The 18333-nt window shown below is 67.5% G+C and carries 20 protein-coding genes; 12 read left to right on the top strand and 8 right to left on the bottom strand.

The annotated features are described in order from the left end of the window. Positions 1-29 precede the first annotated feature (29 nt). Positions 30-737 (top strand): SDR family oxidoreductase, encoded by a 708-nt coding sequence (locus CX676_RS06240; RefSeq protein ID WP_101754177.1) that lies wholly within the window; start codon positions 30-32, stop codon positions 735-737. Positions 738-744: 7 nt separating this feature from the next. On the opposite strand, the gene CX676_RS22745 is transcribed toward CX676_RS06240, so the two are convergent. Both CX676_RS22745 and CX676_RS06230 read right to left on the bottom strand, forming a co-directional pair. After that, a complete protein-coding gene (locus CX676_RS22745; protein ID WP_198590295.1) occupies positions 745-927 on the bottom strand; it encodes a hypothetical protein in 183 nt (60 codons plus the stop codon). A gap of 139 nt (positions 928-1066) precedes the next feature. Continuing rightward, complete coding sequence (locus tag CX676_RS06230; protein ID WP_101751845.1) at positions 1067-3346, bottom strand: NADP-dependent malic enzyme; 2280 nt, start codon at positions 3344-3346, stop codon at positions 1067-1069. A gap of 172 nt (positions 3347-3518) precedes the next feature. On the opposite strand from CX676_RS06230, the gene CX676_RS06225 reads away from it, so the two are divergent. From CX676_RS06225 to CX676_RS06200, 6 genes are all read left to right on the top strand, one after another. Then, complete coding sequence (locus CX676_RS06225) at positions 3519-3914, top strand: cytidine deaminase (protein ID WP_101751844.1); 396 nt, start codon at positions 3519-3521, stop codon at positions 3912-3914. Next, positions 3911-5203 (top strand): thymidine phosphorylase, encoded by a 1293-nt coding sequence (locus CX676_RS06220; protein WP_101751843.1) that lies wholly within the window; start codon positions 3911-3913, stop codon positions 5201-5203. Before CX676_RS06225 ends, CX676_RS06220 begins: the two co-directional genes overlap by 4 nt. Further along, positions 5196-6386 carry a phosphopentomutase gene (locus tag CX676_RS06215; RefSeq protein ID WP_101751842.1) on the top strand — a complete coding sequence of 397 codons (1191 nt, stop codon included), beginning with the start codon at positions 5196-5198 and terminating at the stop codon, positions 6384-6386. Before CX676_RS06220 ends, CX676_RS06215 begins: the two co-directional genes overlap by 8 nt. Beyond that, the gene (locus tag CX676_RS06210) at positions 6383-7351 is read left to right on the top strand and encodes an adenosine deaminase (RefSeq protein WP_101751841.1); all 969 of its coding nucleotides are present in this window, start codon (positions 6383-6385) and stop codon (positions 7349-7351) included. Before CX676_RS06215 ends, CX676_RS06210 begins: the two co-directional genes overlap by 4 nt. Beyond that, a complete protein-coding gene (gene upp / locus CX676_RS06205; protein WP_101751840.1) occupies positions 7348-7995 on the top strand; it encodes a uracil phosphoribosyltransferase in 648 nt (215 codons plus the stop codon). The genes CX676_RS06210 and upp overlap by 4 nt, the downstream gene beginning before the upstream one ends. A gap of 71 nt (positions 7996-8066) precedes the next feature. Continuing rightward, positions 8067-9071, top strand: coding sequence for an SPOR domain-containing protein (locus CX676_RS06200; protein WP_101751839.1), 1005 nt, complete (start codon positions 8067-8069; stop codon positions 9069-9071). A gap of 7 nt (positions 9072-9078) precedes the next feature. On the opposite strand, the gene CX676_RS06195 is transcribed toward CX676_RS06200, so the two are convergent. The 3 genes from CX676_RS06195 to CX676_RS06185 form a co-directional block, all read right to left on the bottom strand. Then, complete coding sequence (locus tag CX676_RS06195) at positions 9079-10101, bottom strand: hypothetical protein (protein ID WP_101751838.1); 1023 nt, start codon at positions 10099-10101, stop codon at positions 9079-9081. A 148-nt stretch (positions 10102-10249) separates the two neighbouring features. Next, positions 10250-11158 carry an RNA polymerase sigma factor RpoH gene (rpoH, locus tag CX676_RS06190; protein WP_101751837.1) on the bottom strand — a complete coding sequence of 303 codons (909 nt, stop codon included), beginning with the start codon at positions 11156-11158 and terminating at the stop codon, positions 10250-10252. A 186-nt stretch (positions 11159-11344) separates the two neighbouring features. Then, the gene (locus CX676_RS06185; protein WP_101751836.1) at positions 11345-12364 is read right to left on the bottom strand and encodes an RluA family pseudouridine synthase; all 1020 of its coding nucleotides are present in this window, start codon (positions 12362-12364) and stop codon (positions 11345-11347) included. Between CX676_RS06185 and CX676_RS06180 the strand changes: the two genes are divergently transcribed. Then, on the top strand, positions 12363-12698 hold the full coding sequence (locus CX676_RS06180; RefSeq protein WP_232816598.1) for a DUF6476 family protein: 336 nt from the start codon (positions 12363-12365) through the stop codon (positions 12696-12698). The genes CX676_RS06185 and CX676_RS06180 overlap by 2 nt on opposite strands. A gap of 2 nt (positions 12699-12700) precedes the next feature. On the opposite strand, the gene CX676_RS06175 is transcribed toward CX676_RS06180, so the two are convergent. After that, a complete protein-coding gene (locus CX676_RS06175; protein ID WP_101754176.1) occupies positions 12701-12949 on the bottom strand; it encodes an accessory factor UbiK family protein in 249 nt (82 codons plus the stop codon). A gap of 129 nt (positions 12950-13078) precedes the next feature. On the opposite strand from CX676_RS06175, the gene lgt reads away from it, so the two are divergent. The 3 genes from lgt to pgeF are packed head-to-tail and all read left to right on the top strand — an operon-like array spanning position 13079 to position 15730. After that, positions 13079-13927, top strand: coding sequence for a prolipoprotein diacylglyceryl transferase (lgt, locus tag CX676_RS06170; RefSeq protein ID WP_101754175.1), 849 nt, complete (start codon positions 13079-13081; stop codon positions 13925-13927). Further along, on the top strand, positions 13924-14982 hold the full coding sequence (locus CX676_RS06165) for a class I SAM-dependent methyltransferase (protein ID WP_101751834.1): 1059 nt from the start codon (positions 13924-13926) through the stop codon (positions 14980-14982). The genes lgt and CX676_RS06165 overlap by 4 nt, the downstream gene beginning before the upstream one ends. Continuing rightward, a complete protein-coding gene (pgeF, locus tag CX676_RS06160) occupies positions 14975-15730 on the top strand; it encodes a peptidoglycan editing factor PgeF (RefSeq protein ID WP_101754174.1) in 756 nt (251 codons plus the stop codon). The genes CX676_RS06165 and pgeF overlap by 8 nt, the downstream gene beginning before the upstream one ends. A 65-nt stretch (positions 15731-15795) precedes the next feature. Here pgeF and CX676_RS06155 read toward each other — a convergent pair whose 3' ends face one another. Together CX676_RS06155 and CX676_RS06150 are read right to left on the bottom strand one after the other, a co-directional pair. Next, a complete protein-coding gene (locus CX676_RS06155) occupies positions 15796-16383 on the bottom strand; it encodes a sugar O-acetyltransferase (protein WP_101751833.1) in 588 nt (195 codons plus the stop codon). A gap of 11 nt (positions 16384-16394) precedes the next feature. Beyond that, positions 16395-16895 carry an Lrp/AsnC family transcriptional regulator gene (locus CX676_RS06150; RefSeq protein ID WP_101751832.1) on the bottom strand — a complete coding sequence of 167 codons (501 nt, stop codon included), beginning with the start codon at positions 16893-16895 and terminating at the stop codon, positions 16395-16397. A 136-nt stretch (positions 16896-17031) separates the two neighbouring features. Here CX676_RS06150 and trxB point away from each other — a divergent pair, with 136 nt between their 5' ends. Beyond that, positions 17032-18030, top strand: a complete 999-nt coding sequence (trxB, locus tag CX676_RS06145) for a thioredoxin-disulfide reductase (protein ID WP_101751831.1) — start codon at positions 17032-17034, stop codon at positions 18028-18030. Positions 18031-18333 lie beyond the last annotated feature (303 nt).

Genomic DNA, 18333 nt, shown 5'->3' with positions numbered 1-18333 from the left:
TGTCCGGTTTGACAGCGAAGGGGATGATCATGGCGGAACAGAAGAAGCTGGCACTGGTCACGGCGGGCGGTTCGGGCATGGGGGCGGCGGCGGCCCGCCGGCTGGCGGCGGACGGGTTTGCCGTCGGCATCCTGTCCTCCTCGGGCAGGGGCGAGGCGCTGGCGGCGGAACTGGGCGGGTTTGGCGTCACCGGTTCGAACCAGTCGAACGACGACCTGGCGCGGCTGGTCGATGGCGCGGTGGAGCGCTGGGGCCGGATCGACGTCTTGGTGAACAGTGCCGGTCATGGACCGCGCGCGCCGATCCTCGATCTGACCGACGAGGACTGGCATCGCGGGATGGAGGTCTATTTCCTCAATGCCGTGCGCCCCTCGCGGCTGGTCACGCCGCATATGGTCGCCGGCGGCGGCGGGGCGATCATCAATATCTCGACCTTCGCCGCCTTCGAGCCGGACCCGGTCTTCCCGACCTCGGGCGTGTTCCGTGCCGGGCTGGCGGCCTTCTGCAAGCTCTTTTCGGATCGCTATGCCGCCGAGAACGTGCGGATGAACAATGTCCTGCCGGGCTTCATCGACTCGCTGCCCGAGAAAGAGGAATTCCGCGCCCGCATCCCCATGGGCCGCTATGGCCGCGAAGACGAAATCGCCGCCACCATCGCCTTCCTCGCCTCGCAGGGCGGCGCCTATATCACCGGGCAGAACCTGCGAGTGGATGGCGGGATCACTCGGTCGGTGTGACCGCCTGCTACTCCCAAGGCGGAAATCGGCCGGGCCGGCAGGCGCCGAGGATGATCTGCTCCCAGCTTTTCCCGGCAGCGCGCAGATCGTCGATGCCGGGGCCGTCGGGATTGCCATAGGTGGCGCGGGTGCGGGCCTCGATCTGCGCCCGGATCGCCTGGGGCGTCAGCGCCTTGAACCGGGCTGACAAGGCGAGGCGTTCGGCGTGAAGCAGGCGGGCGATGGCCTCGGGGTCTTTCCCCTCGGCCCGCAGCGCCTCGGCCCGATCGGTCAGCGCCCGGACCTGCGCCTCGTAATCGCGGCGCAGGGCGGGCAGGGCGGTTTCACCCTCAGCTGTAATGCGACACCGGCGTGCCGGCCAAGGCCGACATGTTGAGCAGCCCGCGCGGGGTGATCGAGGGGGTGACGATATGGGCGCGGTTGCCCATGCCCATCAGGATCGGCCCGACCTCCAGCCCGCCGGCGCGCTGCTTCAGCACGTTGCGCACGCCCGAGGCGGCATCGCTGCCGGCGAAGATCAGCACATTGGCCGAGCCCTCCAGTCGCGAATTGGGGAAGATGCGCTCGCGCAACCCGGCATCCAGTGCCGAATCCACCTGCATCTCGCCGTCGAACATGAAATCGACCTCGTGACCTTCCAGAAGCGCCATCGCCTCGCGCATCTTCTGCCCGCCCGGGGTGTTCAGGTTGCCGAACTGCGAATGGCTGCACAAAGCCACACGCGGGGTCACGCCAAAGCGGCGGACATGGCGGGCGGCGCCGATGGCGGTCTCCATCACCTCCAAGGGCGAGGGGTCGTGATGCACCTGTGTATCTGCGATGAACAGCGGCCCGTCCTCGAGGATGATCATCGACAGCGCGCCGACCGGGTGCAGCCCGCCACGGGCGAGGATCTGGCTGACATATTGCAGGTGCCAGCTGTATTGCCCGAAGGTGCCGCAGATCAGGCTGTCGGCCTCGCCGCGATGGACCATGGTGGCGGCGATGGCGGTGGTGTTGGTGCGCATGATCGCGCGGGCAATGTCGGGCGAGACGCCGCGCCGTTCCATCAACTGGTGATAGGTTTCCCAGTAGTCGCGGTAACGCGGATCGTTTTCCGGGTTCACGATCTGGAAATCCTTCTCGGGCCGGATCGGCAGACCGCAGCGCTCGGCCCGCATCTCGATCACCTCGGGACGGCCGATCAGGATCGGCACGTCATTGGTTTCCTCGATCATGGCATTGGCGGCGCGCAGCACCCGCTCGTCCTCGCCCTCGGCAAAGACGATATTCCGTGCGGCCAGTTCCGAGGCCTCGAAGACCGGGCGCATGATCAGCGCCGAACGGAAGACCGAGCCGTCGAGCTTGCGCTTGTAAGCGTCGATGTCCGCGAGCGGACGGGTGGCCACGCCCGTTTCCATCGCGGCGCGGGCCACGGCGGTCGAGACGACGCCGATCAGGCGCGGATCAAAGGGTTTCGGGATCAGGTATTCAGGACCGAAGGTCAGCGTCTCGCCGCGATAGGCGGCTGCAGCCTCGGCGGCGGTGGTGGTACGGGCCAGCGCGGCGATGCCCTCGACGCAGGCGACCTCCATCTCGTCATTGATGGTGGTCGCGCCCACATCCAGCGCGCCCCGGAAGATGAAGGGGAAGCAGAGGACGTTGTTCACCTGGTTGGGAAAATCGCTGCGCCCGGTGGCGATGATCGCATCGGGGGCAACGGCGCGGGCATCATCGGGCAGAATCTCGGGCGTCGGGTTCGCCAGCGCAAAGATGATCGGCGCCTTGGTCATCTTCGCGACCATCTCAGGCTTCAGCACGCCCGGACCCGAAAGGCCCAGGAACATGTCGGCGCCGTCGATCACCTCACCCAGAGTCCTCAGATCGCTGGCCTGCGCAAACTCGGCCTTCTGCGGGTTCATGTCCTCGGCCCGGCCCTCGTAGACCAGCCCGTGAATGTCGCAGAGCCAGACATTCTCGCGCTTCACGCCCAGCTTCAGCAGCATGTTCAGGCAGGCGATGCCCGCCGCGCCGCCGCCGGTCGAGACGATCTTGATATCCTCGAACTTCTTGCCCGCGACGCGCAGCGCGTTGGTCGCCGCCGCGCCGACGACGATGGCGGTGCCATGCTGGTCATCGTGAAAGACCGGGATGTTCATCCGCTCGCGGCACAGCCGCTCGACGATGAAGCATTCGGGGGCCTTGATATCCTCGAGGTTGATGGCGCCGAAGGTCGGTTCCAGCGCGCAGACGATCTCGGCCAGCTTTTCCGGGTCGGGCTCGTTCACCTCGATGTCGAAGCAGTCGATATTGGCGAATTTCTTGAACAGGACCGCCTTGCCCTCCATCACCGGCTTCGAGGCCAGCGCGCCGATATTGCCAAGGCCCAGCACCGCCGTGCCATTGCTGACCACGGCGACCAGATTGCCCCGTGCGGTATAGCGCGCGGCATTGGCCGGGTCGGCCTTGATCTCCAGACAGGCTTCGGCCACGCCGGGGGAATAGGCGCGGCTTAGGTCGCGGCCATTGGCCAGCGGCTTTGTGGCGCGGACCTCGAGTTTGCCGGGACGCGGGAATTCGTGATAGTCGAGCGCCGATTGCCGGGCATTATCCTGTCTGCGGTCTTCCATCCCCCGTCCCCCCTTACCTGTGACTTGTCGTGCCGGGTCTGTTCGCTGCCGGGCACTTCAATCGAAGATTGACCCATGGTTAGCGCGATTCAAAGGCCGGGAACAAGCGGCCCCGGCTTGCATTGACCTCGCGCCCCGGCGAAACTGTGTTTGCAAAATCAGGAGAGTGCGCATGTCACTTGTCGAAGCGGCGCGCGAGGTGCGCGAACTGGCCTATGCGCCCTATTCCCAGTTCAAGGTCGGCGCGGCGATCCGTGGCGCCTCGGGCACGATCTATCGCGGCTGCAATGTCGAGAACGTCGCCTATCCCGAAGGCACCTGTGCCGAGGCCGGGGCGATTGCCGCGATGGTGGCTGCGGGCGAGACCCGGCTGGCCGAGGTCGCGGTCATCGCCGACAGCCCCAGCCCTGTGCCGCCCTGCGGCGGTTGCCGGCAGAAGCTGGCCGAGTTCGGCGGGGGCGAGGTGCCGGTGACGCTGGCCACCACCGATGGCGCGATCTTCGAGACGACCATTGGCGAGCTGCTGCCCGGCCGCTTTGACCTCTCGCATATGAGCCGCACGGAATGAGCGATCCGCGCCCGGTCATTGCCGCGCTGCGTGACGGTCGCGGGCTGGATGCCGCCGGTGCGGCGCTGGTCGCCAATGGTCTGGCCGATGGCTCGGTCAGCGATGCGCAGGCGGCGGCCTTCGCCATGGCGGTGCTGTTGCGCGGGGCCGGTCCGGGTGGCAAGGCGCGGTTGACGCAGGCGATGCGGGATTCGGGGCATGTGATGGCCTGGGACCTGCCCGGGCCGGTGGTCGACAAGCATTCGACCGGCGGCATCGGTGATACGGTCAGCCTGATCCTCGCGCCGGTGCTGGCGGCTTGCGGAGCCTATGTGCCGATGATCTCGGGCCGGGGGCTGGGTCATACCGGCGGCACGCTGGACAAGCTGGAGGCCATTCCCGGCTATCGCTGCGATGTCTCCGAGGCCGAGTTCCGCCGCGTGGTCGGCGAGGTCGGCTGTGCCATCGTCTCGGCCAGCGGCGAGATGGCCCCGGCGGACCGCCGGCTCTATGCCATCCGCGACGAATCCGGCACGGTGGAGAGCCTCGATCTCATCACCGCCTCGATCCTGTCGAAGAAGCTGGCGGCGGGGCTGCAGGGGCTGGTGATGGACGTGAAGCTGGGCTCGGGCGCCTTCTCGAAGACCGGCGAACAGGCCGAGGCACTGGCCCGCGCGCTGGTCGAAACCGGCGGGGAACTGGGCTGCCCGACCGTGGCGCTGATCACCGACATGGACCAGCCGCTGGCCGATGCTGCCGGCAATGCGCTGGAACTGCGTGCCGCGATCCGCGCGCTCGGGGGCGAGGGCGGGCGGCTACTTGACCTGTCGCTGGCGCTATCCGAGGCTTGCCTGAAGATTGTCGGGCTGGAGCCCTCACTGGCCCGGCATGCGCTGGCGAGCGGCACCGCCGCCGAACGATTTTCCCGCATGGTGGCCGCGCTTGGCGGGCCTTCGGACCTGCTCGAGAACCCTGACCGGCATTTGCCGCCTGCGCCGGTCATCCGTCCTGCCCCCGCACCGCAGGCTGGCGCGGTTGCCGCCATCGAAACCGAGGCTCTCGGCCATGCCGTCGTCGCGCTTGGCGGCGGCCGCGTGCAGGCATCCGACCGGATCGATCCGCGCGTGGGCCTTGCCGAACTGGCGCGGATCGGGCAAGAGGTCGAACCCGGCCAGCCGCTGGCCATGGTCCATGCCGCCGACGAGGCGGCGGCGGATCGTGCCATTGCCGCCGTGCAGGCCGCTTACCATCTTGGCACCGCGCCTGCCCCCCGCCCGCTGATCCTGAAGGAAATCACCCCCGATGACTGACGCCCGTGCCTTCCTGATCGTCTTGGACAGTGTGGGGATCGGCGGCGCGCCCGATGCCGACCGCTTCTTCAACGACGGCCGCCCCGATACCGGCGCCAATACCGTCGGCCATATCGCGCAGGCGCAGCCGCTGAACATGCCCCATCTCGACCGTCTGGGTCTGGGCGCGGCCGTCCGCCTTGCCTCGGGCCTCGAGGCGCCGGGGCTTGGGGCCGAGCCGCAAGGCCTCTGGGGTGCGGCGACCGAGGTCTCGAACGGCAAGGACACGCCCTCGGGTCATTGGGAGATCGCCGGGGTTCCGGTGCCCTGGGACTGGCATTACTTCCCCGAAACCTTCCCCAGCTTTCCACCCGAGGTGACCGCGCGGATTTGCGAACTGGCCGGGACCGACGGCATTCTCGGCAATTGCCACGGCTCGGGCACGGCGATCATCGAGGAGATGGGCGAGGAGCATCTGCGGACCGGCTGGCCGATCTGCTATACCTCGGCCGACAGCGTGTTGCAGATCGCCGCGCATGAAGAGGCCTTCGGGCTGGAGCGTCTGCTGGATCTCTGCCGCGACCTCGCGCCGATGCTGCACGAGATGCGGGTGGGCCGGGTCATCGCGCGGCCCTTTCTCGGTACGGCCAAGGCGAATTTCAAGCGCACCCCCAACCGCCGCGATTTCGCCATCGCCCCGCCTTCGGACACCATTCTGGACATTGCCACGGCCGAGGGCCGCGTGACCCATGCCATCGGCAAGATCGGCGACATCTTCAGCCATCGCGGCATTACCCATCTGCACAAGGGCAAATCGGACGCCGATCTGGCCGAGCATCTGATCCGCCTTGGCCACGAGGCCGAGCCGGGCAGCCTGACCTTTGCCAATTTCGTCGAGTTCGACAGCAATTTCGGCCATCGCCGCGACATTCCCGGCTATGCTGCGCAGCTGGAATGGTTCGACACGGTGGCCGGGCGCTTCCTCGCCACGCTGCGCCCCGGCGATCTGGCCATCTTCACCGCCGACCATGGCAACGACCCCAGCTGGACCGGCACCGATCACACCCGCGAGCGGGTGCCGGTGCTTGGCTGGGGCCGGGGCGCGCAGCCGGTGGGGCAGGTGGCCTACAGCGATATCGGCGCCTCGCTGCTCGAGGTGCTGGAGCTTCCCATAACAACAAGAAAAGGCACAAGCTTCCTATGAAGGACGTGAAAAAGACCGAGCTGCATCTGCACCTGGAAGGCGCAGCGCAGCCGGCATTCATCCGTGGCATCGCTGCGGAAAAGGGCGTGAACCTGACCGGCGTTTTCGACGAGCAGGGGCATTACGCCTACAAGGATTTCAGCGAGTTCCTCAGCGTCTACGAGGCCGCGACCAGCGTGCTGCAGACGCCGCGCGACTATGCACGGCTGCTGCAATCGGTGCTGGAAGAATGCGCCGAGCAGGGGGTGATCTATACCGAGCTTTTCGTCTCGCCGGAGTTCTGCGGCGGTGGCGACCTGACCGCATGGCGGGAATACCTGCACGCGATGAGCGAGACCGCCGAGGCGATGCGGAAGCAGGGCATCGACAGTCGCGGCATCGTCACCCTGATCCGCCATTTCGGCGCCGATCGCGGCAAGAAGACCGCGATCTGTGCCGCCGAGACCGCCGGCGGCTGGATCACCGGCTTTGGCATGGGCGGGGCCGAGGCCATGGGCAAGGCCACCGATTTCGCCTGGAGCTATGACGCCGCGCGCGAGGCCGGACTGGGCCTGACCTGCCATGCCGGTGAATGGGGCGGCCCGGCCAGCATCCGCAACGCGCTGGAACTGGGCGTGACCCGGATCGGCCATGGCGTGCAGGCCATCGACGACCCGGCCCTGGTCGAGGAACTGGCCGAGCGTGGCGTGACGCTCGAGGTCTGCCCCGGCTCGAACGTCGCGCTGGGGGTCTACCCGGACTGGCCGTCGCATCCGATCGCAAGGCTGCGCGATCAGGGCGTGAAGGTGACGGTCTCGACCGACGATCCGCCCTTCTTCCACACCACCATGAGCCATGAATATGACCGCCTCGCCGATGTCTTCCGCTGGGGCGAAGCTGAGTTCAACCAGATCAACCAATGGGCCGTCGATGCCGCCTTCTGCGATGCGGCCACCAAGGACCGCCTGAGGAGGGAATTCGCATGAGCCAGTCGTCCGGCACCCCGCATCTGACGGTGGTTACCCACCCGCTGATCCAGCACAAGCTGTCGATCATGCGCGACAAGACCACCTCGACCGCCAGCTTCCGGCGGCTGTTGCGCGAAATCAGCCTGCTGTTGGCCTACGAGGTCACACGCGAGCTGGACCTGACGACCGAGCGGATCGAGACCCCGCTGGGGCCCATGGACGCGCCGCGTCTGGAGGGGAAGAAGCTCGCGCTGATCTCGATCCTGCGCGCAGGCAACGGGCTGATGGACGGGATTCTGGAACTGATCCCGGCGGCGCGGGTGGGCTTTATCGGGCTCTATCGCGACCCCGAGACGCTGCAGCCGGTCAAGTATTACTCGAAGGTGCCGGCGCAGCTGGATGCGCGCATGACCATCGCGGTCGACCCGATGCTGGCCACCGGCAACAGCTCGGCGGCCGCGATCCAGATGCTGAAGGACGAGGGGGCGAAGAATATCCGCTTCCTCTGCCTGCTGGCCGCACCGGAGGGCGTGGCGCGGATGCGCGAGGCCCATCCCGACGTGCCGATCTTCACCGCCGCGCTGGACGAGAAGCTGGACGATCACGGCTATATCGTCCCGGGTCTGGGCGATGCCGGAGACCGCATGTTCGGCACGAAATAGGCCCGTCTTAACCCATGGTTAGCCCGCATGGCCTAGAAAGGGGCCATGCGGGTTGATTCGGTGTGGCGGTCATGCGGTTCTGGGTTTTGGTGGTGCTGGTCTGGCCGGCGACGTCCTCGGCGGAAGCGATGGGGCCACTGGAACAGCCGCCCGAGGATTTCACCGCCGTGCAATATATCGACAGCGCCGGCTGCGTCTACCTGCGGCAGGGATCGGTCTGGGCGCCGCGTCTGGACCGCGACGGCACGGTGATCTGCGGTTACCCGCCCTCGCTGCCGGGTCTGGCGGCAGGGCATCAGGACGCACCGGGCGAGGCGGCCCTGCGGCTTTCGATGACCTTGGCGCAGGGGTTGCGGGATGCCGATGTGCTGGCCGACCCGCCCGACCTGTTGAAACGCGACCACGCCGAGACGCCCCGCCCGCAATCCGGCCCGCTGGCAGATCTCGATGGCGCGCTGCGTGGTGTCTCGGCGATGCGTGTGGCAGCGGCCGAGCAACCGGCGGGGCGGCAATCGCCGCTTTGCGATCTTCTGGGCTATGCGGCACCCGGCTCGGGCGAGGCAAGCACGGGGCAGGTCATGGGCTTCTGCGGCGGCGGTGCGCCGAACCTGCAACCATGGGTCGCGGCGGATGCGAGGGCGGCAGGGGTCACGTCGCCGGAACCGGAAACTGTTGCGGATGCACGCACCACGACTGTCCCCACGAGGGCTGCACGGGACCCGTCGGGATCGAAGCAGCCTGCGCCCGGGGCTGCGGGGAAGCCCGGGGGCGGCGCGCAGGCGCCCAAGGAGAATGCACCACCAGCAGGTGGACCTGTGGCAGACGAGGGCGGACCCGAACTGATCCCGGCCGGGGCGCGCTATGTGGTGATCGGGCGTTTCCCGGTTCCGGCCGAGGCCGAGGCGGCGATGCTGCGGCTGGTCGGGCTCGGCTATCCGGTGGCGCGAGGGCGCAAGGCCGATGCCGAGGCCGGCGGGCGGCTGGTTCTGGTCGGGCCGTTCCGGGAACGGCAGGCGCTGGTTTCGGCGCTGAACCAGTTGCGCCGTGGCGGCTATCCCAAGGCGGTTGTGCGGTAGGGACGGATCAGCCGGCGCAGATCTGCTGCAGCGCCAGCCATTGCCGGTCGGTCAGCAGCGCGGCGGGCGGGGCCTGCAGGCGGTAAGGATCGGCCTCGATCAGCCCCAGGACCGATTCCCCCGTGGGGTCCAGCGAGCGGGCATAGGGTTCGGCCGGCACGCCCTTCTGCGCCATCGCCTCCAAAAGCACCCCATCATCGGGCCGGGGCAGGGGCTGGGACAGCCGCGCTTCGCCATAGCCCGTCAACGCGCCGGCGGGCAGCTTGCCCGAGGTCAGGAGCTGGATCGCCGCGCGCGGGCCGGCATGGTCCAGCGCCTCCTGCAGCACGGAACCGGGCGGGCTGGCCAGCGAGGCCGCCAAGAGATGACCGGCGACGGTTTCGGGGCTGGAGGTCTCGGCCAGAAGATCGGTGCCGATGAGATAGAGATCCCCCGGCAGCCGCCTTGCCCCCCGCAGATCCGCAGGCAGCACGACGATCCGCGCGCCGGGGTCCAGAAGCCGGGTGGCCAGATGTTGCAGCACCCCGTCGCCCGCGACCCGGTGGCAGGCCGCCCCGGTCGAGCGGGCGATCTCGGCCTGGACCGCATCGCCGATCTGCGCCGCCTGCGCCGGGGGCGCGATGCGCCCGGCATAGCGCACCAGCGCGCCGGGCAGCCAGAAGACCAGCCCCACGACCATCGCCAGCGCCGCCGCCAGCGTCAGCCCGCCGCGCAGCCGGCCCGGATGGGCGCGGCGCGATTCGATGGCGCGATGAACCCGCTCGATCGCGTCGATCATCAACTCTTCGGTGATCTCCAGCTGCTCGTCGGGCGCATCGGCCGTCGGCGAATAAAGCGCCGGCATCTGCCCGGGATTGAGCCGGGTGACGGCGGGCAGCGACCAATGCGCCAAGGGCCGGTCCGAGCGGGGATCGGTCAGAATCAGCGTCGCATCGCCGACCGAGACGACGACCTCCTGCAAGCGCTGATCCGGCCCGGCGCGCCAGGCGCCCGGGGATTCCAGCCGTATGAACTCGGTCAGCGCCGTCATGGATGCCTGCCTGCCTCGGGCGGAATGCGCTCACTCCGCCGCCTTGCAATGACCATAGCCGCCCGGCACGGCGGGTCAATCGGCGCGGCAGGGAAACCGCGCCGCAGCCCGTTCATCTGGCAGCAGCCCAAGGGTTGGGCGGGGGCGATCACACCGCCTGTTCGGGAACGCTCATGCCCTTGTCGCGGGCCAGAACCCGCATCCGGTCCTGCAGCTTCTCGAAGGCGCGTACCTCGATCTGGCGGATCCGCTCGCGCGAGACATCGTAACGCGCCGAAAGGTCTTCCAGCGTCATCGGCTCGTCGCGCAGGCGGCGTTCCATCAGGATGTCCTTCTCGCGGTCGTTCAGCACATCCATCGCCTGGATCAGCATGTTGCGCCGGGTGTCCAACTCGTCGGCCTCGGCAAAGGCCTCGGCCTGGTTGGCATCCTCGTCTTCCAGCCAATCCTGCCATTGCGCCGTGCTGTCGCCATCCGAGGACCCCACCTGCGCGTTCAGCGAGGCATCACCGCCCGACATGCGGCGGTTCATGTCGATCACTTCCTGCTCGGTGACGTTCAGGTCATGGGCGATCTGGGCGACGTTTTCCGGGCGCAGATCGCCCTCTTCCAGCGCACCGATCTTGTTCTTGGCCTTGCGCAGGTTGAAGAACAGCTTTTTCTGCGCGCTGGTCGTGCCCATCTTCACCAAGGACCAGGACCGCAGGATATATTCCTGGATCGAGGCGCGGATCCACCACATCGCATAGGTGGCAAGGCGGAAACCCTTTTCCGGGTCAAAGCGTTTTACCGCCTGCATCAGCCCGACATTGGCTTCCGAGATCACCTCGGCCTGCGGCAGGCCATAGCCGCGATAGCCCATGGCGATCTTGGCGGCCAGGCGCAGGTGGCTGGTCACCATCTTGTGGGCGGCCTCGCTGTCCTCGTGGTCGGCCCAGGCCTTGGCCAGCATGTATTCCTCTTCCGGTTCCAGCAGAGGGAACTTGCGGATTTCCTGAAGATAGCGGTTCAGACCCTGTTCAGGGCTGGGGGCGGGAAGACCGGTGTAATTCGCCATGTGGATGCACTTTCAGGTCAGGAAGGAAACGCCGCCGCCGCGATCATCGTTCCGCAGGGGCGGGCTTGGCTGCACCGCGCCGATGGCGCGGTCGTGGCTCGGCAAAATAGTGCCGCAGCGCGCGGGAGATGCAATCTAGGTAGCGGTAACGTTTCCGTCAAGGGCGATCTGATTGGGGCGGAACGCTCACACCGCGCGCAGCCGGGCCAGCAGATCGGCCATGTCCGGGGGCAGCGGGCTGTCGAACCCCAGCGCCTCGCCGGTGACCGGGTGGTCAAAGCCCAGATGCGCGGCATGCAGCGCCTGGCGCGGGAAGGCGGCGACCTCCGCCGCCACATCCCCCAGTGCCTTGGCCGAGGCCTTGCGCGAGCCTCCATAGACCGGATCGCCGATAAGCCCCAGCCCGGCATGGGCCATATGGACGCGGATCTGGTGGGTGCGCCCGGTCTCCAGCCGGCATTCGACCAGCATCGCGACGGGCGGCTTGCCGAAGGCTTCCAGCAGCCGCGCGCGGGTGACCGCGTGGCGGCCCTTGTCGAAATAGACCGCCTGCTTCTGCCGGTCGGTCGGGTGGCGGGCAAGCCGGGTGGTGATCTTCAAGAGGCCCGGTTCCTCGAACCCCACGCCCGGCACGCCGCGCAGGCGCGGATCGGCGGCGTCGATCACCCCATGGGCCAGCGCCAGGTAGCGGCGCTGCGCCGAATGCGCCTCGAATTGCGCGGCAAGTCCGTGATGGGCGCGGTCGGATTTCGCCACCACCAGAAGACCCGAGGTGTCCTTGTCGATCCGGTGGACAATGCCCGGCCGCTTCTCGCCGCCGATGCCCGACAGCGTCTCGCCGCAATGGGCCAGCAGGGCATTGACCAGCGTGTCACGGGGCGAGCCGGGGGCCGGGTGGACGACCATGCCGGCGGGCTTGTCGATGACGATCAGGTCGTCATCCTCGTAGGCGATGACCAGCGGGATCGCCTGCGGCAGGGTCTCGACAGGCTCGGGGTCGGGGATGGTGATGCGGTACTCCTGCCCCTCGGCCACCCGCGCCTTGCCGTCGCGCATCACGCCCGCAGGTCCGCTGACCGCGCCATCGGCGATCAGCCGGGCAAGGCGCGAGCGCGACAGGGCCGCTGCCTCTGGCACTGCGGCGGCAAGGGCCTTATCAAGCCGGTCGGGCGGATTGGCCGGGATGGTCACAAGAAGGTCGGACATGGGTCAGGGCAATAGGGGTCAGGGCAATATGGATCAGGACGACAGGGACTGGAAGGCGGCGGCGGACGCGGTGCCGGAACTGCGCTGGCTGAAGATGCTGGTCACCGGGCTCGCCGTGGTAATGGGGCTGGGGATCATCGCCATCGTGGTGCTGCTGTGGATGCGCCTCAGCCAGCCGATGCTGCCCGACCTGCCCGCCTCTATCAGCCTGCCCGAGGGTGCAACCGCCGAGGCAGTCACCTTCGCCCGCGAGTTCATCGTCGTGGTGACGGATGCGGGCGAGGTGCTGCTCTACGACCGATCAGGCGCGCTGAAGGACCGGCTGGCGCCCTGAGCTCAGGCGTTGAGCTTTTTCTCGAGCGCGTCGAGCCGTGTTTTCAGCTCGGCATTCTCGGTGCGGGCCTTGATCGCCATGTCGCGCACCGCCTCGAATTCCTCGCGGGTGACGAAATCGCGGTCGGCCAGCCAGCGGTCGACCCAGGATTTCATCGCGTTCTCGGCCTCGCTGCGCGCGCCCTGCGCCACGCCCATCGCATTGGTCATGAGCTTCGACATGTCGTCGAAGAAGCGGTTATTCGTGCTCATCGGGGCGTCCTTCCTGACTGAATTGTCATCCATATGGGCCAGAAGCGGGCGGGGTTCAATGTTGACAGCGCGGGTCTGGCCGCTAAGCCTGCCGCGCGAAACGTCACCCGCTGGAAGACCCGAGGCCCCATGATCCCCTTTCCCGATATCAGCCCCGAGATCTTCACCATCAATCTTGGCGGGCTGTCGCTGTCCTTGCGCTGGTATGCGCTGGCCTACCTAGCGGGGCTGGTCATCGGCTGGCGGCTGGTGGTCATGCTGATGCGCCGCCCCGCGCTCTGGGGCGGGACTTCGCCGATGCGGCCCGAACTGGTCGATGACCTGCTGACCTCGATCATCCTTGGCGTGATCGTCGGCGGGCGGTTGGGCTTCGTCCTCTTCTATGAACCCGCCTATTACCTCGCCAATCCGCTGGACATTCCCAAGGTCTGGCTGGGCGGCATGAGCTTTCACGGCGGTTTTGCCGGGGTGATCGTCGCGGCCTATCTTTATGCCCGCCGCCACGCGATTCCGCCGCTGCGGCTGGCCGATGCCTTGGCCGTGGTGGCGCCGGTTGGATTGTTCTTTGGCCGTATCGCCAATTTCATCAATGCCGAGCTGTGGGGCCGGCCGACCGATCTGCCCTGGGGGGTGATCTTCCCCGGCGATTCCTTCGCCCGCCATCCGAGCCAGCTTTACGAAGCGGGGCTGGAAGGGCTGGCCCTCGGCCTGATCCTCTGGGCACTGGTGCGCGCAGGCGGGCTGATGCGTCCGGGGCTGGCCTTCGGTGTGTTCCTTCTGGGCTACGGCCTGTCGCGCATGTTCGTCGAGCTGTTCCGGGTGGCCGATGCGCAGTTCATCACCCCCGACAACCCGCTTGGCCATGTCATCGGCGGGCCGGTCTGGGGCCTCAGCATGGGCCAGCTGCTGTCGCTGCCGATGGTGCTGATCGGCCTCTTCTTCATCCTGCGCGCCCGCAGGGCTGCCGCCCCGGCATGACGCCGCTGGCCGCGATCATCGCCCGGCAGATCCGTGCCAGCGGCCCGATCACGCTGGCCGAGTACATGGAAACCTGCCTGCTGCATCCGGCGCATGGCTATTATTCTACGCGCGATCCCTTTGGCGCGGCGGGCGATTTCACCACCGCGCCCGAGATCAGCCAGATGTTCGGAGAGCTGTGCGGCCTTGCCCTGGCGCAGTCCTGGCTGGATCAGGGCAGCCCCGCCCCCTTCACGCTGGCCGAGCCGGGGCCGGGGCGCGGCACGCTGATGGCGGATATGCGGCGCGCGATCCGGGTCGCGCCGGGCATGGGCAAGGCCGCCGAGGTGGCGCTGATCGAGGCCTCGCCGCATCTGCGGGGCGTCCAGCGCGAGCGCCTGGGGCAGGTGCGACATCTCGATACGGTCGAGGATTTGCCGCAGAAGCCCTTGTTCCTGATGGCGAACGAGTTTTTCGACGCGCTGCCGATCCGGCAATTCCAGCGGGTCGAGACAGGCTGGTCCGAGCGCGTCGTGGGGCTGGAGGGAGAGCAGTTGACCCTTGGCCTCGCCCCGCCGGTCGATCTGCCGCGCGCGGGCGAATTGGGCGAGATCTACGAGATTTGCCCGCAGGCACCCGCCATCATCGAGGCCATCGCCAGCCGCATCGCCACCCATGGCGGGGCGGCGATCATTGCGGATTACGGCGGCTGGAATGGCAGCGGCGACACCTTTCAGGCGCTGCGAAACCACGCCTTCGACGACCCGCTGGCCCATCCCGGCGAGGCCGACCTGACCGCGCATGTCGATTTCGCCCCGCTGGCGGCGGCGGCGATCCGGGCGGGAGCCGTCGCTTCGAAACCGGTTCATCAGGGCGACTGGCTCAGATCCATGGGGATCGAGGCGCGGGCGGCGCGACTGGAGGCCGCAGGCGATGCGGGGGCGATGGCGGCGCTTCACCGCTTGACCCACGCGGATGAAATGGGTCACCTGTTCAAGATGCTGGCCATCTGGCCGGAGACCGCCCCTCCCGTTCCCGGTTTTGTCGCGCTGAACCCCGATGCAGACCATGCTTGAGATATTGACCCACCCGCTGCTGGAGCCCGTCCGGCACGGCTTCTTCACCCGCAAGGGCGGGGCAAGCTCGGGCCTGTTCGCCGGGCTGAATTGCGGTCGCGGCTCGTCGGACCAGACCGAGGCGGTCGAGGTCAATCGCGGCCGCGTGGCCCATGCGATGGGCGTCGCGCCAGCTGATCTCGCCACGGTGCATCAGGTCCATTCGCCCGATGTGGTGGTGATCGACGAGGCGATGCTGCCGGCGGATTGCCAGCAGATCCGCGCCGATGCGCTGGTGACGGCGCGGCCCGGCATCGCGCTGGGGGTGCTGACCGCCGATTGCCAGCCGGTGCTGTTCGCCGACCCCGAGGCCGGGGTAATCGGCGCGGCCCATGCCGGCTGGAAGGGCGCGCTGAACGGCGTGCTGGAGGCGACGGTTTCGGCCATGCGCGCATCGGGGGCGGAAAACATCCGCGCCGTGATCGGCCCGACGATCAGCCAGCGCGCCTATGAGGTCGGCCCGGATTTCATGGAAACCTTCACCGACGAGGACGCGGAGAACGCCCGCTTCTTCGCCGGTGGCCCGAACGGTCGCCCGATGTTCGACCTGCCCGGCTATGGGTTGATGCGCCTGCGCGCGGCGGGGGTCGAGGCCGAATGGTCGCGCCATTGCACCTATTCCGACCCCGAGCGCTTCTTCAGCTATCGCCGCACCACCCATGCGGGCGAGGTGGATTACGGACGGCTGATCTCGGCGATTTCGCTGTAGGGTGGGGTTCCACCCCACCATGTAACACCCCGCAATATCGACGGTTGGTGGGGTGAAACCCCACCCTACGCCTGCCCATCAGCTGCAGCCCGCCCCATCAGCCGCGCCGGGTTGCCCGCCACCATTGCGCCGGCGGCGACATCGCGGGTGACCACGCTGCCCGCGCCGATGATCGCGCCATCGCCGATGGTCACGCCGCCCAGGATGACCGCGCCACCGCCGATCCAGACATCCTCGCCGATCAGGACCGGCAGCGCGATCTCCAGCCCCTGTGAGCGCAAGGCCCGGTCCTTGTGATGCTCGGCGCAATAGATCTGCACGTTCGGGCCCAGCATGGTCCGCGACCCGATGCGGATCGGAGCACAGTCCAAGAGGGTCGCACCGGCATTCAGGTAGACCGCATCGCCAAGGCTGATGTTGAAGCCGTAGGTGCAATGGAACGGCGCCTCGAGAAAGGCGCCCACTCCGATGCCGGCAAAGAGTGCATGCAACTCGGGCGCCATCGAACCGCGTTGATCGGGCGGCAGGCTGTTATGGCTGTGAACCGCCCGGCGGGCCTGCCAGCGCAGCGCGTCAAGTTCGTCATCGATGCAGCGATACCACTCGCCCGCAGCCATTTTCTGCCGCTCGCTGCGGCCTGTCGGTCCCGTCATCGGGGTTCCTCTCACCCCGCTTCGCGCACCCGTTCCTCAACCACCTCGAAGGGCACGCCGGGTTCGTCCTTGGCGCAGCGGATGACCAACGAGGTCTTGACGCTGGCGACGTTCGGGGCGGCGGTCAGGCTGTCGGTCAGGAAGCGCTGGAAGGTCGAGAGATCAGGCGAGACGCATTTCAGGATGAAGTCGATCTCGCCGTTCAGCATGTGGCATTCGCGGACCAGGGGCCAGTCGCGGCACAGCGTCTCGAAGGCCGAAAGATCGCGCTCGGACTGCGAGGCCAGCCGCACCATGGCAAAGACCTGCACCTCGAATCCCAGCTCGCGCGGGTCGATATCGGCGTGGTAGCCACGGATATAGCCCAGTTCCTCCAGCGCGCGGACGCGGCGCAGGCAGGGCGGGGCCGAGATGCCGACGCGGCGGGCCAGTTCGACATTGGTCATGCGGCCGTCGGCCTGCAGCTCGGCCAGAATGTGACGGTCGATTTCGTCCAGCTTTGCCCCTGCCATGCTGCCCTCTTGTGTCTGAAGCTTGCCGGAAACTATCCTGCAGGGCCGACCTGCGCAATATTATTTCTCGATTTTCGGTGCATTGCGAACAGCGCCTCGGGACATTACCTAGGGCCAAAGCGAGATGAGGCGAGACATGTCCGAGACCACGCATACCCAGCTTTTGATCGTCGGCTCCGGCCCGGCGGGCTATACTGCGGCCGTCTATGGCGCGCGCGCGATGCTGAAGCCGCTCTTGATCCAGGGGATGCAGCCGGGCGGTCAGCTGACCATCACCACCGAGGTCGAGAACTGGCCCAGCCTGATCGAGATCCAGGGCCCCGAGCTGATGGTGAAGATGGAGGAGCACGCCCGCGCCATGGGGGCCGAGATCGTCACCGACATCGTGACGAAACTCGACCTGTCGCAGCGGCCTTTCCGGGCGGAATGCGACAGCGGCAACGTGGTGACGGCGGATGCGGTGATCCTTGCAACGGGCGCGCAGGCGCGCTGGCTGGGTCTACCCTCGGAAGAGAAGTTCAAGGGTTTCGGCGTCTCGGCCTGTGCCACCTGTGACGGCTTCTTTTATCGCGGCCGCGAGGTGCTGGTGATCGGCGGCGGCAATACCGCGGTCGAGGAGGCGCTGTTCCTGACCAAGTTCGCCTCGAAGGTGACGCTGGTCCATCGCCGCGACAGCCTGCGGGCCGAGAAGATCCTGCAGGAACGCCTGTTCAAGAATCCCAAGGTCGAGGTGATTTGGGATCACGAGCTGCTGCAGGTGAAGGGCAGCGAAAGCCCGCTTGGTGTGACCGGGGCGATCCTGCGCTCGACCAAGGACGGCTCGACCCGCGAAATCGGCGGCGACGGCATCTTCATCGCCATCGGCCATGCCCCGGCCAGCGAACTGGTCAAGGACCAGCTGGAACTGCACAATGGCGGCTATGTGAAGGTCGAGCCGGGTTCGACCCGCACCTCGATCCCCGGCGTCTTTGCTGCTGGCGACCTGACCGACCATATCTATCGTCAGGCCGTGACCAGCGCCGGCATGGGCTGCATGGCGGCCCTGGATGCCGAGGAGTTCCTGGCCGAGCATGGGCAGGCGGGTGCGCCCGATCCCACGGCCTCGGAACTGCCCGAACACGCCCCGGCCGAATGAGGTGAGTCGCGCCCGAAGGCGCGACCACACCCGTCATTTCTCTCTATTCCCGGGCGATTCTTCGCTTGCGCGACTGGGTGCGGCGGCAACCACCGGCTGAAACCGGCTGCGGAACTGTCTTTTTGGTCAGGATTTGCCTGCAGCGAATGCATTGCTTTTGGTCCGGCGGCCCGGCGGGCGCAATATCATTCCAGTAACGGTGCCAAGTCCCCCCACCAGGTTGTTGAAGAGTTTTCCGGGATCAAGGCTTCTGACGTTTCGGCCCGAAGCCCGGACTGGTCGGTACCGCGTAACCAGTAGGAG

The sequence above is a fragment of the Paracoccus zhejiangensis genome, from assembly GCF_002847445.1.
In the GTDB taxonomy this organism is placed as follows: Bacteria; Pseudomonadota; Alphaproteobacteria; order Rhodobacterales; family Rhodobacteraceae; genus Paracoccus; species Paracoccus zhejiangensis.
The sequence above is the reverse complement of the archived record's forward strand: the minus strand, read 5'-3'. Positions and strand labels throughout refer to the sequence as shown.

Coding starts and splice junctions, on each gene's coding strand:
- CX676_RS06240 (WP_101754177.1), top strand. CDS start 30: ATGGCGGAACAGAAGAAGCTGGCACTGGTCACGGCGGGCGGTTCGGGC.
- CX676_RS06230 (WP_101751845.1), bottom strand. CDS start 3,346: ATGGAAGACCGCAGACAGGATAATGCCCGGCAATCGGCGCTCGACTAT.
- CX676_RS06225 (WP_101751844.1), top strand. CDS start 3,519: ATGTCACTTGTCGAAGCGGCGCGCGAGGTGCGCGAACTGGCCTATGCG.
- CX676_RS06220 (WP_101751843.1), top strand. CDS start 3,911: ATGAGCGATCCGCGCCCGGTCATTGCCGCGCTGCGTGACGGTCGCGGG.
- CX676_RS06215 (WP_101751842.1), top strand. CDS start 5,196: ATGACTGACGCCCGTGCCTTCCTGATCGTCTTGGACAGTGTGGGGATC.
- CX676_RS06210 (WP_101751841.1), top strand. CDS start 6,383: ATGAAGGACGTGAAAAAGACCGAGCTGCATCTGCACCTGGAAGGCGCA.
- upp (WP_101751840.1), top strand. CDS start 7,348: ATGAGCCAGTCGTCCGGCACCCCGCATCTGACGGTGGTTACCCACCCG.
- CX676_RS06200 (WP_101751839.1), top strand. CDS start 8,067: ATGCGGTTCTGGGTTTTGGTGGTGCTGGTCTGGCCGGCGACGTCCTCG.
- CX676_RS06195 (WP_101751838.1), bottom strand. CDS start 10,101: ATGACGGCGCTGACCGAGTTCATACGGCTGGAATCCCCGGGCGCCTGG.
- rpoH (WP_101751837.1), bottom strand. CDS start 11,158: ATGGCGAATTACACCGGTCTTCCCGCCCCCAGCCCTGAACAGGGTCTG.
- CX676_RS06180 (WP_232816598.1), top strand. CDS start 12,363: ATGGGTCAGGGCAATAGGGGTCAGGGCAATATGGATCAGGACGACAGG.
- CX676_RS06185 (WP_101751836.1), bottom strand. CDS start 12,364: ATGTCCGACCTTCTTGTGACCATCCCGGCCAATCCGCCCGACCGGCTT.
- CX676_RS06175 (WP_101754176.1), bottom strand. CDS start 12,949: ATGAGCACGAATAACCGCTTCTTCGACGACATGTCGAAGCTCATGACC.
- lgt (WP_101754175.1), top strand. CDS start 13,079: ATGATCCCCTTTCCCGATATCAGCCCCGAGATCTTCACCATCAATCTT.
- CX676_RS06165 (WP_101751834.1), top strand. CDS start 13,924: ATGACGCCGCTGGCCGCGATCATCGCCCGGCAGATCCGTGCCAGCGGC.
- pgeF (WP_101754174.1), top strand. CDS start 14,975: ATGCTTGAGATATTGACCCACCCGCTGCTGGAGCCCGTCCGGCACGGC.
- CX676_RS06155 (WP_101751833.1), bottom strand. CDS start 16,383: ATGACGGGACCGACAGGCCGCAGCGAGCGGCAGAAAATGGCTGCGGGC.
- CX676_RS06150 (WP_101751832.1), bottom strand. CDS start 16,895: ATGGCAGGGGCAAAGCTGGACGAAATCGACCGTCACATTCTGGCCGAG.
- trxB (WP_101751831.1), top strand. CDS start 17,032: ATGTCCGAGACCACGCATACCCAGCTTTTGATCGTCGGCTCCGGCCCG.